This is a genomic window from Cellulomonas sp. FA1, from assembly GCF_000986825.1.
In the GTDB taxonomy this organism is placed as follows: domain Bacteria; phylum Actinomycetota; class Actinomycetes; order Actinomycetales; family Cellulomonadaceae; genus Cellulomonas; species Cellulomonas iranensis.
Genome location: NZ_LBMY01000001.1, coordinates 80,175 through 94,079, shown reverse-complemented (window position 1 = coordinate 94,079; position 13,905 = coordinate 80,175). Strand labels below are relative to the sequence as shown.

11 protein-coding genes are annotated in these 13,905 nt (G+C 74.0%); 2 read left to right on the top strand and 9 right to left on the bottom strand.

The genetic code is table 11. The features are described from left to right. Positions 1–2 precede the first annotated feature (2 nt). The gene (locus GY42_RS00405; protein ID WP_046527807.1) at positions 3–500 is read left to right on the top strand and encodes a hypothetical protein; all 498 of its coding nucleotides are present in this window, start codon (positions 3–5) and stop codon (positions 498–500) included. A 53-nt stretch (positions 501–553) separates the two neighbouring features. Here GY42_RS00405 and GY42_RS00400 read toward each other — a convergent pair whose 3' ends face one another. From GY42_RS00400 to GY42_RS00375, 6 genes are all read right to left on the bottom strand, one after another. Continuing rightward, entirely contained in the window at positions 554–1,303 is a 750-nt protein-coding gene (locus tag GY42_RS00400) for an alpha/beta fold hydrolase (RefSeq protein WP_046527806.1), read from the bottom strand. Positions 1,304–1,341: 38 nt separating this feature from the next. Further along, complete coding sequence (locus tag GY42_RS00395; protein ID WP_082131660.1) at positions 1,342–2,259, bottom strand: HAD family hydrolase; 918 nt, start codon at positions 2,257–2,259, stop codon at positions 1,342–1,344. A 5-nt stretch (positions 2,260–2,264) separates the two neighbouring features. Next, positions 2,265–2,570 carry a hypothetical protein gene (locus tag GY42_RS00390; protein ID WP_082131290.1) on the bottom strand — a complete coding sequence of 102 codons (306 nt, stop codon included), beginning with the start codon at positions 2,568–2,570 and terminating at the stop codon, positions 2,265–2,267. Between the two features lie 99 nt (positions 2,571–2,669). Beyond that, positions 2,670–4,118, bottom strand: coding sequence for a GH1 family beta-glucosidase (locus GY42_RS00385; RefSeq protein ID WP_046527804.1), 1,449 nt, complete (start codon positions 4,116–4,118; stop codon positions 2,670–2,672). 184 nt (positions 4,119–4,302) lie between these two features. After that, positions 4,303–6,582, bottom strand: a complete 2,280-nt coding sequence (yicI, locus tag GY42_RS00380) for an alpha-xylosidase (RefSeq protein ID WP_046527803.1) — start codon at positions 6,580–6,582, stop codon at positions 4,303–4,305. After that, the gene (locus GY42_RS00375; protein ID WP_046527802.1) at positions 6,579–8,618 is read right to left on the bottom strand and encodes a beta-galactosidase; all 2,040 of its coding nucleotides are present in this window, start codon (positions 8,616–8,618) and stop codon (positions 6,579–6,581) included. The genes yicI and GY42_RS00375 overlap by 4 nt, the downstream gene beginning before the upstream one ends. Before the next feature lie 299 nt (positions 8,619–8,917). Between GY42_RS00375 and GY42_RS00370 the strand changes: the two genes are divergently transcribed. Continuing rightward, positions 8,918–9,925, top strand: a complete 1,008-nt coding sequence (locus tag GY42_RS00370) for a LacI family DNA-binding transcriptional regulator (RefSeq protein WP_046527801.1) — start codon at positions 8,918–8,920, stop codon at positions 9,923–9,925. 40 nt (positions 9,926–9,965) lie between these two features. Here GY42_RS00370 and GY42_RS00365 read toward each other — a convergent pair whose 3' ends face one another. The 3 genes from GY42_RS00365 to GY42_RS00355 are packed head-to-tail and all read right to left on the bottom strand — an operon-like array spanning position 9,966 to position 13,650. Beyond that, positions 9,966–10,967, bottom strand: coding sequence for a carbohydrate ABC transporter permease (locus tag GY42_RS00365; protein ID WP_046527800.1), 1,002 nt, complete (start codon positions 10,965–10,967; stop codon positions 9,966–9,968). Then, positions 10,964–11,998, bottom strand: a complete 1,035-nt coding sequence (locus GY42_RS00360) for an ABC transporter permease subunit (RefSeq protein ID WP_046527799.1) — start codon at positions 11,996–11,998, stop codon at positions 10,964–10,966. The genes GY42_RS00365 and GY42_RS00360 overlap by 4 nt, the downstream gene beginning before the upstream one ends. Beyond that, on the bottom strand, positions 11,995–13,650 hold the full coding sequence (locus tag GY42_RS00355) for an extracellular solute-binding protein (protein ID WP_046527798.1): 1,656 nt from the start codon (positions 13,648–13,650) through the stop codon (positions 11,995–11,997). The genes GY42_RS00360 and GY42_RS00355 overlap by 4 nt, the downstream gene beginning before the upstream one ends. Positions 13,651–13,905 lie beyond the last annotated feature (255 nt).

Below are 13,905 nucleotides of genomic sequence, written 5' to 3'. Positions count from 1 at the left end.
CCATGAGCAACGAGCAGCCGCCCACGAGCGGGCCGTCCGGGAACGGACGGCCCGCGGACGCCGCGCCGCCCGACCCGCACGACGACGCGACCGCGCGCTGGCGGGCGGGACGCCGCGAGGCGGCCGCCGCGCACGCCGACGCCCTGGCCGCGCGGCAGCGCGCGGAGTCCGACCGGGCCCGCGCGCACATCGCGCAGTTCCTCACGGACGCGCGTGCCGCGGGGCTCGCCCCGGTGCCGCTGCACGTGCGCTCGTACGACGGCCGCGCGCGCTACCGGACCCCGCTGACCGGCTGGTACCTGCGCCGCGACGAGACGGTCGGCATCGACACGGACGGCGCGTTCTACGTCCTGACGGCGCCGTCGTCGGTGGTCGCGCGGTTCCGGGGCGTGCGACCGACCCCGCAGGACCCGCCGCTCGTCATCGGCGCCGGCGGCAAGGACGGCGAGTCCATCGACCTGCCCGACGCGCTCGCGCGCGTCCTCGCCTGCGGCGCCTGACCGCTGCCGACGCCCCGACGACCTCGACCCGGCGACGCCGCGTCGTCGCGGGGTCAGGCGTCGGCGGCGTCCACGCGCTGCGCGAGCTCGCGCAGCGCGGTCGTGACGGCCGCCGGGTCCTCGACCGCGGAGAGGTGCCCGGCGCGGGGCACGACGACGAGCGTGGCCTGCGCGGCCGCCTTCGCCATGTGCTCAGCGGCGTCGGCGCCGGTGACCGCGTCCTCGTCGCCGACGACCACGGAGACGGGCCCGGTGAAGGCGCGCAGCACCTCGGTGCGGTCGGGGCGCGCCGCCATGGCGCGCTGGCACCACGCGACGCGTGCGGGGTCCTGCTCCTCGACCCAGCCCGTGACGCGCTCGACGACCTCGGGACGCGCGGCCCGCGTGCTCTCCCCCAGCAGCGTCGCGACGGAGCCCCGCACGGGTGCGACCGTCCCGGCGGCCTCGACGTCGTCGGCCACGCGGTGCCGGTTCTCGGCCGCGTCAGGCGTGTCGGCCGTGGACTTCGTGTCCACCAGGGCGAGGCCCGCGACGACGTCGGGGTGCCGCTCGAGCAGCGCGAGCGCGACGTAGCCGCCCATCGAGAGCCCCGCGACGAGCGCGCGGCCGCCCGCGTCGCGCACCAGGTCGGCCACGCGGTCGGCGACCGCGTCGAGCGACGGCTCGGGCAGCGCGAGCTCCGACGGGACGGGGAGGTCGGGGGCGATCACGGTCCGGTCGCCGCGCAGCCCGGCGGCGACGTCGTCCCAGAGCCGGTGGTCCAGCGGGAAGGCATGGAGCAGGACGATCGGGGTCGCGGGCATGCGCCCTCCTTCGTGGTCGACGACGGACGCCGTCGACCCTAGCCGCGACCCCGCAGGTCGCGCGCCCGGGCGAGCGCCGCCGCACGCTCGAGCAGCACCGCCACGCCGTCGTCGGCGTTGGACGGCAGCGTCGCGTCGACGGCCGCGAGGACGGCCGGCAGCGCGTTCGCGACGGCGAACGACCGCCCGGCCCAGCGCAGCATCGGCAGGTCGTTCGGGGCGTCGCCGACGGCCCACACCTGGGACGGCGCGACACCGCGCCGCGCGGCCCACGCCGCGAGGGTCGCGGCCTTGGTGACGCCGGGTGCGGCGATCTCGCCGAGCGGCACGGTCGCCGACGACGACACGTGCGCGAGGTCGCCGACGGCGCGCTGCGCCTCGGCGACGAACGCGTCGACCTCGGCGGTCCGTCCGGTCGCCTGCAGCAGGACCTTGAGCGTGGTGGCGGGCAGGACGTCCTCGATGCGTGCCGCCGTGCGCGAGCCGGGCGGCACGTCGTGCGTCGAGACGAACCCGTGCTCGGCGGCGAAGCCCTCGGCGCTCTCGACGGCGAGGTGCACCGCGTCGGCGCCCCACGCGTCCCGCAGGCGTGCCGCGAGCGCCGCCACGCGCGCGCGGTCCATGCCGTGCTCCTCGAGGACCCGCAGGCCCGCGACGTCGACGACGGAGGCGCCGTTGGCGCAGATCGCGACGCCGTGGCCGGCCACGTGGGCCTGCAGCTCGGTGAGCCAGCGGTGCGGCCGTGCCGTCACGAAGACGACGTCGAGCCCCGCCGCCTCGGCGTCCGCGAGCGCGGCGGCCGTGCGGGGCGACACGGTCCCGTCGGGCGCGAGGAGCGTGCCGTCGAGGTCGGTGGCGACCAGCCGGACGTCGGGGGCCGGGGCGTCGGCGGGCCGGGCGTCGGCGGCGGCGTGGCCGCGCCACGCCGGGTCGTGCGGCGCGACGGGGCCGGGCACGCGGCTCACCGCCGCGTCGGCCCGCGCCGACCGCGCGCGTCCCAGCACGCGGCGTGCCAGTGCCGGCGCTCGTCGACACCGGCGCCGCGCCAGTCGTCGGTGCGCCAGGCGACGACGTGGGGCGTGCCGGCGGCGACCAGCTGGTCGCACCCCGGGCAGCGGTACTCCCGGTCGGACCCACGCACGCGCTGCACGGTCCACTCGCCGTCGGGGCCGGACTCGGAGCGCCGCCCTCCGGTGGCGCGGTCGACGTCGAGCGGCACGGGCTCGGCCCCGTAGGGGCGACGCGACGAGGGACGGGACCGGGGCACGGGTCCATCCTCACGCACGGCCGGGCCCGCGCACCAACGCGGACGGCCGGTGCCGCGCTCGTGCGAGCGGGGCACCGGCCGTCGGGGGTGCGGGTCGTGTCAGAGCGTCGCGGCGGACTCCGGCGTCGGGATCGTGCCGGTCCGGACGAGCTCGCGGTACCAGCGCGCCGAGTCCTTCACGGTCCGGACCTGGGTGTCGTAGTCGACGTGCACGACGCCGAAGCGGCGGTCGTAGCCGTAGGCCCACTCGAAGTTGTCGAAGAGCGACCACACGAAGTAGCCGCGCACGTCGACGCCCTTGTCCATGGCCTCGCCGACGGCGTCGACGTGGTCGTGCAGGTAGGCGACGCGCTCGACGTCGTGCACGCGGCCGTCCTGCGTCACGGTGTCGTAGAACGCGGCACCGTTCTCCGTGATGGCCAGCGGCAGGCCCGGGTAGCGGTCGTGGAGCTCGATCAGCAGGTCGACGAGGCCCTGCGGCTCGATGTTCCAGCCCATCGCGGTGTGCGGGCCGGGCTGCGGGAGCCACTCGACCTGGTCGGCGCCGACCCACGGGCTGACGACCGACGAGCGGTGCCCGTCGGGGCCGGGCGTGCCGTCGCCGACGGGCGGCGTGCCGTGCTGCACGCGGCCGGTCGAGTAGTAGTTGACGCCGAGCAGGTCGATCGGGACCCGGATGAGCTCGAGGTCGCCCTCCTGCACGAAGGACCAGTCGCTGATCGCCGCGGTGTCGGCGAACACGCGCTCGGGGTACGCGCCCTCGAGGAGCGGGCCGAGGAAGACCTCGTTGGCGATCGTGTCGATGCGGCGCTTGGCCTCGACGTCCTGCGGCGCGTCGGACGCGGCGCGCGTCACGTGCAGGTTGAGCGTGATCGACACGGGCGTGGCCGGACCGAGCTCGTCGCGGATGACGCGCGCGGCGAGCCCGTGCGCGAGGTTGAGGTGGTGCACGGCCGCGAGCGCGGCGGCGGGGTCGGTCACGCCGGGCGCGTGGACGCCCGAGCCGTAGCCGAGGAACGACGAGCACCAGGGCTCGTTGAGGGTCGTCCAGAGGTGGATGCGGTCGCCCAGGGCGCGCGCGACGACGCGGGCGTACTCGGCGAAGGCCTCGGCGGTGGCGCGGTTGGTCCAGCCGCCCGCGTCCTCGAGCGTCTGCGGCAGGTCCCAGTGGTAGAGCGTCACGACGGGCTTGATGCCCGCGGCGAGCAGGCGGTCGACGAGGTCGGAGTAGAAGTCGAGGCCGGCCTGGTTGACCTCGCCGGTGCCCTGCGGGAGCACGCGCGACCACGAGATCGAGAACCGGTACGCCTGCAGCCCGAGGTCGCACATGATCGCGACGTCCTGCGGGACGCGGTGGTAGTGGTCGACCGCGACGTCGCCGGTGTCGCCGTTGAGGACCTTGCCGGGCGTCTTCGAGAACGTGTCCCAGATGGACGGCGTGCGACCGTCCTCGGCCGCGGCACCCTCGATCTGGTACGACGCGGTCGCCGACCCCCAGAGGAAGTCGGCCGGGAACGTGCGGCCGGACGGCCGCGTGGTGCTGGTCATGACATGCCCTCCGGGAGCGGTGAGTGGGTGCTGCTCGGCGGCCCTGACGGACCGCTCGCCGAGTCCGCGGGGCAGCGGCGCCGCGCGGGTCGAATCGATACGATACAGGGCGTGGGACCGCTCCCGCACCCCGGGCTCGCGCGGACCGCCCCGGCACCCTCGGGACCGGGACGCCCGCGGCGCCTCACACCGCGACGACGACCTCGTCGACCCCCGCCGGCACCTCGACGCGGTCGCGACCGAACGGCTGCACGGCCCACGCCCCCGGCGCGCCGACGGCCCGCACCCGCACCTCCGCACCCGTGCGCCGCACCGTGAACACCGCCTCGCCGTCGCCGCTCGGCACCCGCGTCGTCGACCGGTGACCGTCGGGCAGCTCCACGAGGTGCAGCGTCACGCCGTCCGCGTGGTCACGGTCGGGCCGGTCGTCGTGCGCGCCGACCGGCAGCACCGTGCCCGGCCGCACGTACAGCGGCACCGAGTCGAACCCGTGGCGCTCGCGCACCCAGCGCGGCCCCGTTACCCGCTCCCCCGTCAGCCACGACGTCCACGTGCCCTCGGGCACGTACACGTCGACGTCGCCCGCCGCCGAGAACACGGGCGCCACCAGCAGCGCGTCGCCCAGCATGTACTGCGTGTCGACCGTCGCCGCGCCGCGGTCCTCCGGGAACTCCAGCACCATCGGGCGCATGACCGGCAGCCCCTCCTCGTGCGCGACCCGCCCGGCCTGCGCGAGGTACGGCATGAGCGACATCTTCAGGCGCGTGAACCGCCGGGTCACGTCCACCGCCTCGTCGTCGAACGCCCACGGCACGCGGTAGGAGTCCGAGCCGTGCAGCCGGCTGTGCGACGACAGCAGGCCGAACGGCAGCCAGCGCTTGAACACCGCGGCGTCCGGCACGCCCTCGAACCCGCCGATGTCGTGGCTCCAGAACCCGAAGCCCGACAGCGCGAGCGACAGCCCGCCGCGCAGCGACTCCGCCATCGACACGAACGTCGACTCGCAGTCGCCGCCCCAGTGCACGGGGTACTGCTGACCGCCCGCCGTCGCGGACCGCGCGAACAGCACCGCCTCGCCCGCGCCCCGCTCGGCCTCGAGCAGCTCGAACACGCTCCGGTTGTACAGGTGCGTGTAGTAGTTGTGCATGCGCTGCGGGTCCGACCCGTCGTGCCACACGACGTCGGTCGGGATCCGCTCGCCGAAGTCGGTCTTGAAGCAGTCGACGCCCTGCGCGAGCAGCCCGCGCAGCTTGTCCTGGTACCACGCGACGGCGTCGGGGTTCGTGAAGTCGACCAGACCCATGCCGGCCTGCCACATGTTCCACTGCCACACCGACCCGTCGGGGTTCTTCACGAGGAACCCGCGCTCCTTGCCCTCGGCGAACAGCACCGAGCGCTGCGCGACGTACGGGTTGATCCACACGCAGATGCGCAGGCCGCGCTCCTTGAGGCGGCGCAGCATGCCCTCGGGGTCGGGGAACGTCGCGGGGTCCCAGATGAAGTCGCTCCAGTGGAACTGCCGCATCCAGAAGCAGTCGAAGTGGAAGACGCTCAGCGGCAGGTCGCGCTCGGCCATGCCGTCGACGAAGTGCGTGACCGTCGCCTCGTCGTAGCTGGTCGTGAACGACGTCGACAGCCACAGCCCGTACGACCAGTCCGGCACGCGCGCCGGGCGGCCCGTGAGCGCCGTGTAGCGGCGCAGCACGTCCTTGGGCGTGGGGCCCGCGACGACGTAGTACGTGAGCGACTGCCCCTCGACCGAGAACTGCGCGCGCGACACGACCTCGGTGCCGATCTCGAACGAGACCCGCTCGGGCTGGTCGACGAACACCCCGTACCCGGCCGACGACAGGTAGAACGGCACGTTCTTGTACGCCTGGTCGCTCGCGGTGCCGCCGTCGGCGTTCCAGATGTCGACCGTCTGGCCGTTCTTCACGAGCGCGCCGAACCGCTCCCCCAGGCCGTAGACGTGCTCGCCGACCCCCATGGTCAGCTGCTCGCGCACGAAGTGCCGGCCGTCCGCGTCGGTCAGGACGCCCACGCTGCGCGGCGTCGACGCCGTGAGCACGCGGCCGTCCGCGACGTCGACGAACTCGACCGACCAGTCGCCCGCGGTCGCGACGCGCGCCTCGAGCTGCCCCGAGCGCAGCGTCGCGACGGCCTGCCCCGTGAGGTCGGGCGTCGCGATCTTCACGTCGCCCGCGTCGCGGTGCAGCTCGAACCGGGGACCGCGCTCGAGGCCGCCCTGGAAGTGCTCGATCGTCACGCCGACCACGCCGTCCATGGGCGAGTGCAGCGTGACGGTGACGAGCGGGCGGTTGAGCGTGTCGCCGCGCGTGGTGATCGGCGCGGTCGACGCGTAGACCGTGAGCGTGTCGTCGGTCGCGACCACGTCGTCGACCTGGCGGGGACGCAGCTCGGTCACCCCGGGCAGCAGCTGCCAGTAGCCGTCGGTGAACTTCATGGGGTCCTCTCGATCAGGGCCAGGACGCCGTGCGGCGCGAGCGGCACGTCACCGGCGACGTCGGCGCCGGTGAGCAGGTCGTGCCACCCGTCGGCGGTGCCGGTCAGGTGCACGGTCCGCGGCCGGTCGGCCGCGTTGAGGCAGAAGGTGACGTCGCCGCGGCGCACGACCTCGACGTCGGCGGCGGCGCGCACGCCCGCGGGCCCGGCGACGCCGGCGGCGTCCAGGCACGCCCGCACGACGCCCGCGAGCGCGTCCGGGGGCAGCAGCGCGCCGACGTACCAGCCCTGCCCGCCGCCCGGGTGGCGGCGGCGCACGACCGCGGCGCAGCCGTCGAGGTCGCCGCCGACGACGGCCGCGACGGCCTCGCCGTCGTCGACGCGCACGCGCTCGGCCCAGTCGTGCACGCGCACGTCGCCCAGCAGGTCGGAGCGCAGGTCGACGCCCGCGTCCGGCAGCGGCACCCACTCCTCGCCGGAGCCGCCGACGAGGTCCGCGAACGGCACGGGGAACCTGCCGGTGCGCACGTGCGCGTCGCGGTCGACGACGCCCGAGAACGGCCCGAGCAGCAGCACGCCGCCGCGCTCGACGACCCGCCGCAGCCCCGCGACGTCCGCGTCCTCGACCAGGTGCAGCTGCGGCGCGACGACCAGGTCGTAGGCGTCCAGGTCGGCGTCGGGACCCACGACGTCGACCGCGACGCCGTCTTCCCACAGCGGCCGGTAGTACGCGAGCACCTGGGGCAGCGCGCGCAGCCGCTGCGACGGGGACGCCGGCTCCTCGGCGGCCCACCAGCTCGGCCAGTCGAACACGAGCGCGACGCGCGCGGTCACGCGCGTGCCGACGACGCGGCGCAGGCGCGCGAGCTCGGCACCGTGCGCGACGACCGCGCGGTGCAGCGCGGTGTCGGGGCCGGCGTGCGGCACGAGGGCCGAGTGGTACCGCTCGGCGCCGGCCGTCGACGCACGCCACTGGAAGAAGCACGACCCGTCGGCGCCGCGCGCGACCGCGCGCAGCGAGTCGAGCCGCAGCTGCGCCGAGGTCTTGGGCACGTTGTGCGGCCGCCAGTTCACCGCTCCCGCGGCCTGCTCCATGACCAGCCACGGCGCACCGCCGGCGAGGCCGCGTGCGAGGTCGTGCGTCAGCGCGACGCGCACGACGTCGTGCGGGTCGGCGGGGTCGCCGTAGACGTCGTCGGCGACGACGTCGAGGTGGGGTGCCCACCGCCGGTAGTCGGTCGGGTGGTGGAAGCCCATGAGGTTGGTGGTCACCGGGACGCCCGGCGCGTGCTCCCGGACGACGTCGCGCTGCTCGAGGTAGAGCGCGAGCAGCTGGTCGGACGCGAACCGGCGGTGGTCGAGCGCCTGGGTCGGGTTGACCAGGTACGGCGCTGCGCGCGGCGGGATCACCTGGCCCCACTCGTCGTACCGCTGGCTCCAGAACGCGGTGCCCCACGCGCGGTTGAGCTCGTCGAGGCTGCCGTGGCGCGCGCGCAGCCACGCGCGGAACTCGTGCGCGCAGTGCTCGCACCAGCAGACCTGGCCGTACTCGTTGCCGACGTGCCACATGCGCACGCCCGGGTGGGCGCCGTAGCGCTCGGCGAGCACGCGGGTCACCGCGAGCGCGCGCTCGCGGTAGTGCGGCGAGGACGGGCAGAAGTGGTTGCGCGAGCCGTGCGACATCCGCACGCCGTCGGCGGTTACCGCGCGTGCGCTCGGCCAGAGCACGCCCAGCCAGGGCGGCGGCGACGCGGTGGGGGTCGCGAGGTCGACGAGGACGCCGTGGTCGTGCGCGAGGTCGACGACGCGGTCGAGCCAGTCGAGCTCGAACCGCCCGGGGCGCGGCTCGAGGCTGGCCCACGAGAAGACGCCGACCGTGACGAGGTTGACCCCCGCGGCGCGCATGAGGGCCACGTCCTCGCGCCAGACGTCCGGGTGCCACTGCTCGGGGTTCCAGTCGGCGCCGTACAGCAGCCCGACCTCGTCCGTGAGCGCGGCGAGCGTGGGCGTGCCACCGCTCCCGTCCGACCCGGTCATGCCCTCACCCTCTCGTCCCCGCGGCGTCGACGGGAAGCGTCGAAGCGCTTCGCCAGCGTAGTGCGTCGATATCGATGTCGACGCAGGCCGGTGCCGCACGCTCGAGCCGGACGCCCGACCAGGTGCCAGGCGAAGCGCTTGCGCGCCGATGCGGCGACGCGCCGCCCCCGCCCCGGCCCGGCCGACTCCTCGGCCGGCCCCGGGGCCCGCGCTAGGGTGTGCCGCACCTCGGGGTGCGGGCGCGGGACACGGACCGCGCGGCACGGGACCGGCCCGCAGCGCGTGACGAACGGAGCGACATGGCGACGACGATCGACGACGTGGCACGCGCGGCGGGCGTGTCGACCTCCACCGTGTCCTACGTGCTGTCGGGCAAGCGCCCGATCTCCGCGCCGACGCGGCAACGCGTCGAGCGCGCGATCCGCGACCTCGGGTACCGCCCGCACGCGGGCGCCCGCGCCCTCGCGTCGAGCCGCACCAACGTCCTCGCCCTCATGGCGCCGCTGCGTGTCGACGTCAACGTCTCCGTCATCATGCAGTTCGTCACCGGCGTCGTCACCGCCGCCCGCACGTTCGACCACGACGTGCTCCTGCTCACCGCCGACGAGATCGCCGGCATGGAGCGCGTCGCGAACGGGTCCATGGTCGACGCCCTCGTCATGATGGACATCGAGGCCGACGACCCGCGCGTGCCCGTTCTCGCAGGGCTCAGCCAGCCCGCCGTGCTCATCGGGCTGCCGCGCGACCCCGAGGGCCTGTCGTGCGTCGACCTCGACTTCGAGGCCGCCGGGCACCTCGCGGTGCGGCACCTCGCGCGGCTCGGTCACCGGCAGGTCGCGCTGCTGGGGTCGCCGCAGGCGGTCCTCGACCGCCACACGTCGTACGCCGAGCGCATGATCCGCGGCTTCACGCGCGGCGCCGCCGAGGCGGGCCTCACGGGTCTGGTCGAGCCGTGCGAGTCCTCGATGGCGGGCGCCGTCGCCGCGGTCGACCGCGTGCTCGCCGCGCTGCCCGATGTCACCGCGCTCGTCGTCCACAACGAGGTCGCGCTGCCCTGGGTGCTGGCGACGCTCCGCGAGCGCGGGCGGCACGTGCCCGACGACGTGTCGGTCGTCGCCGTGTGCCCGCCCGACGTGGCGGTCGGCCAGGCCCTGCCGCTGACGAACGTCGACATCCCGGCGCACACCATCGGCAAGGTCGCGGTCGAGATGGCGATGGCGCGCGTCGAGCGCGACGAGCCCGCCGAGACCCGGCTGATCGCACCGATGCTCGTCGAGCGCGCGAGCACCGTCGCCCCCGTGCGCTGAGCCGGGCGCCGCGGCGCCGCGGCGGGGGACGGGCACCGCGTCAGCCCTTGATCGCACCGAAGATGACGCCCTTGGTGAAGTGCCGCTGGACGAACGGGTAGACGACGAGGATCGGCACGATCGCCAGCACCATGACCGCCATCTTCACGGGCAGACCCGTCACGGCCCCCGTCGCGACGTCGACCTGCCCCACGCCCGAGCCGGGCAGCGTCACGCCCTGCAGCACGTACGACCGCAGCACGAGCTGCAGCGGCCACTTGGCGTTGTCGTTGATGTAGAGGATCGCGTTGAAGAACGCGTTCCAGTACCCGACGCCGTAGAACAGCGCGATGACCGCGACCACCGCGCGCGACATCGGCAGCACGACCCGGCCCAGGATCCGCCAGTCCCCCGCGCCGTCGATGCGCGCGGCGTCGAGGATCGCCGGCTCGAGACCCATGAAGAAGTTGCGCAGGATCAGCACGTTGAACGCCGACACCGCGCCCGGCAGGATCAGCGCCCAGTACGAGTCGACGAGCCCCAGGCCGCTCACCACGAGGTACGTGGGGATCAGGCCCGCGCCGAAGAACATCGTGATGAGGAAGACGAACAGGATCGGGCGGTGCCACAGCGACGAGGGCCGCGAGAGCCCGTACGCCGCGAGCACGGACACGATCGTCGAGATCACGGTGCCGACCGCCGTGATGCCGATGCTCACGAGCGCCGCGCGCGTCACGACGCCGCCGGACAGGATCTGCTTGTAGGCGTTGAGCGTCAGCTCGCCCGGCACCACGACGAGGCCGCCCGCGCGGATGGTCTCGGCCTGCGTCGACAGGCTCGTGACGACGACCGTCCACAGCGGGAACACGACCGCCAGCACGACGCCCGCCAGCACGACGAACTTGACGGCCGCGCCGACCTTGCCGGGCGGCTCCTCCCAGGCCGGGCGGTGCCGCGAGCGGCGCGGGCGGCGGGGACGGCCCGCCGCGTCGGCCGCGAGGTCGCGCGGGATCAGCGCGACGTCGGTGTCGATCTCCGGTGTCGTTCCGCTCTGCGTGGTCATGACCTGCGATACACCCCCGACTCGCCGAACACGTGGGCGAGCTTGTTGGCCCCGAGCACGAGCGCGAGGCTGACGACGCCCTTGATCAGGCCCGCCGCGGCCGCGAAGCTCCAGTCGCCGTAGATGACGCCCTGGTAGTAGACGTACGTGTCGATGACCTCGGCGACGTCCGCGCCGACGGCCCCGCGCTGCAGGATGAGCTGCTCGAACCCGACCGTGAGCGCGTCGCCCAGGCGCAGGATCAGCAGCAGGATGATGACGGGCCGCAGCGCGGGCAGCGTGACGTGCCACATGCGCCGCCACCGGTTGGCGCCGTCGACCGCCGCCGCCTCGTACTGCTCGGGCGACACGGTCGACAGCGCGGCGAGGAAGATGATGATCCCCCAGCCCGCGTCCTTCCAGACCGACTGCATCGTGATGAGCACGAGGAACGTGTCGGGGTTGGTCATGAGGTCGAAGCCCGACCCGAGCCCCGCGACGCGCAGCGTCTGGTTGACCAGCCCCGCACCGCCGAAGATCTGCTGGAAGATCGTCACGACCAGCACCCACGAGAAGAAGTGCGGCAGGTAGACGATCGACTGGATGGTCGTCCGGACGCGCGGCGTGACGACGCTGTTGAGCAGCAGCGCGAGCACGATCGGGACGGGGAAGAAGAACACGAGCTGGAACGCCGTGATGACGAGCGTGTTCTGCACGGCGTCGAGGAACAGCGGGTTGGAGAACACGCGCTCGAAGTTGGCCCACCCGACGAACGGGCTGCGCAGGAACCCGACGTACGGCGAGTAGCTCTGCCACGCGATGACGTTGCCGAGCATCGGCACGTACGCGAAGACCGCGAGCAGCGTGACCGCGGGCAGCACCATGGCGAGCAGCGCGCCGTCGCGACGCAGCCGTGTGCGCAGCGGGACCTTGCGGACGGGCACCTTCGCCGGGCGGGAGGGGGCGGGCGCACCCGCCCCCTCCGCGACCGGGTCCGGTGCCGCGGCGCGCCGACCCGCGCCGCGACGGACGACCTGACCGGGGCTCGTCACCGCGCGTCCAGGATCTCCTGGTAGAACGTCCGCAGCTCCTCGCCGCCGGACGCCCGCCACGTGTCGACGGCCGCGTCGAGGTCGTCGAGCGACTTGCGCCCGCGCGAGATGTCCTTCTCGAGGTCGACGAACGGCTGCCCGATCGACGCGTACTGCACGGGCTCGACGATCTGCTGCGCGTAGAACAGCGGCTCGGTGATGAACTCCGCCGCCTTGGTCTGCCACTCCGAGGACGCCTTGACGTACCCGGGGTACTGCACGCGCGCGTTCGCGATGGGCGGGTCGACCAGGAACATGTAGGTGGGCTGCATCTCGGTGGCCGCGAGCGGGGTGGGCACGGGCAGGCCGTCGGCGCCGCGCTCGTAGTGCACGCCCTCGACGCCGTTGTTGATGACGTCGAACTCGGTGGTGCCGAACGGTGCGGCGAGCACGTTGGCGATCGCGAGCAGCTCGGTGATGCGGGCCTCGTCGTCGCTCTTCTTGAGGAACGAGAAGATGTTGGCGGGGTTGCCCTTCCACAGCACGGGCGTGCCGCCGTCGGCCGCGAACGGGTCGAGCGGCTGCTGCCAGAACGCGGGGTTGCTCGCGAGGTTGTCGCGCAGCGCCTCGTGCCAGCCGCCGAGGCCGTCGTTCATGATGAGCGACTGTCCGGACTGGAACCGGGTCTTGGCCTCGCCGGCCTGGTCGGCGACCGCGTCGGGGTGGACCGCGCCGCTCGCGAAGAGCTCGGCGTTCCAGGCGAGCGCCGCGCGGTACTGCTCGGTCTCGACGCGGTGCACGAGCCTGTCGCCCTCGAGGATCCACTTGGGCGGCACGCCGTGGATGATCGCCGCGGTGTTCCACAGGTCCTCGGCGCCCCACCGGTTGCCGCCCGTGAGCTCCTTGGCGAGGTCGAGCAGGTCCTGGCCGTCGCTGACGGACGGCGTGATGCCGAGCTCGTCGAGCACGTCCTTGCGGTAGAAGATCGCGTCGGTGATGATCTCGCCCGGGAACGGCAGGCCGTACAGGCGGCCGTTGAAGACGCAGAACTTCCAGGCGTCGGTCGGGATGTTCGCGAGGTTCGGGTACTGCTCGACCTTGTCGCCGCCGAGGAAGTCCGTGAGGTCCTGGAAGAGGTTCGGCACGATCTCGGACCCGAAGCGCGGCGGGATGTTCCAGGACGGGACGCTGACCCAGTCCGGCACGTCCTTGGCCGACGCGAGCACGGTCGCGAGCTTGTCGCCGTAGACGTTGCCGTCGGTGATCTGGAACGTGATGGTCGAGCCGAGGATGCCGTTGACGGCCTCGTAGTACTGGTTGCCCTTGGTCGGGGGGATCGTGCCCCACAGCGGGGTCATGGCCGTGAACGAGGACCCCGCGCCCGGGGGCTCGGGCACGGACTGCACGAGCTCGGCGGGCAGGGTCTCGTAGCCGGGGGTCGAGCCGTTGACGCTCGGGTAGTCGGGCGCGACGTAGTCGACGGGGACGTACCTCGGCAGCACGTCGGCCGAGGGCGTGGCCCCGGGTGCGGCGGCGGGCGGGGCGTCGGTGCTGCACGCCGTGAGCAGCGACGGCACGCCGACGACGGCGGCGCCGGCCGCGACCAGGCCGAGGAACGAGCGACGACGGACCTCGACGTCGCCGAGGCGTGCGGTGGAGGTGGTGGTGTTCATCAGCGTCCTTCACTCCCTCGTGGAAACGGACGTGCACGGGACGGCGGGACGGTCGCGACGCCGGGTCCTCGGTGACCCGGCGCCCCGCCACGGCGTCGAAGCGGTTCGATTCATATCGCCTTGGCGAATCTAGGGCAGGTCCGGTATGTGAGGCAAGACACGCAGACCAGACGATCGGGGCTTGTCCCTGACCAGGACTTCGACCACGATGGCTGCGCGGAGAGCCCGACGACGACGTCGAAACGGTTCGACCAG

Bases quoted from the DNA above. Each gene is read 5' to 3' on its own strand.
- GY42_RS00405 (WP_046527807.1), top strand. From the start codon at position 3: ATGAGCAACGAGCAGCCGCCCACGAGCGGGCCGTCCGGGAACGGACGG.
- GY42_RS00400 (WP_046527806.1), bottom strand. From the start codon at position 1,303: ATGCCCGCGACCCCGATCGTCCTGCTCCATGCCTTCCCGCTGGACCAC.
- GY42_RS00385 (WP_046527804.1), bottom strand. From the start codon at position 4,118: ATGACCAGCACCACGCGGCCGTCCGGCCGCACGTTCCCGGCCGACTTC.
- yicI (WP_046527803.1), bottom strand. From the start codon at position 6,582: ATGAAGTTCACCGACGGCTACTGGCAGCTGCTGCCCGGGGTGACCGAG.
- GY42_RS00375 (WP_046527802.1), bottom strand. From the start codon at position 8,618: ATGACCGGGTCGGACGGGAGCGGTGGCACGCCCACGCTCGCCGCGCTC.
- GY42_RS00370 (WP_046527801.1), top strand. From the start codon at position 8,918: ATGGCGACGACGATCGACGACGTGGCACGCGCGGCGGGCGTGTCGACC.
- GY42_RS00365 (WP_046527800.1), bottom strand. From the start codon at position 10,967: ATGACCACGCAGAGCGGAACGACACCGGAGATCGACACCGACGTCGCG.
- GY42_RS00355 (WP_046527798.1), bottom strand. From the start codon at position 13,650: ATGAACACCACCACCTCCACCGCACGCCTCGGCGACGTCGAGGTCCGT.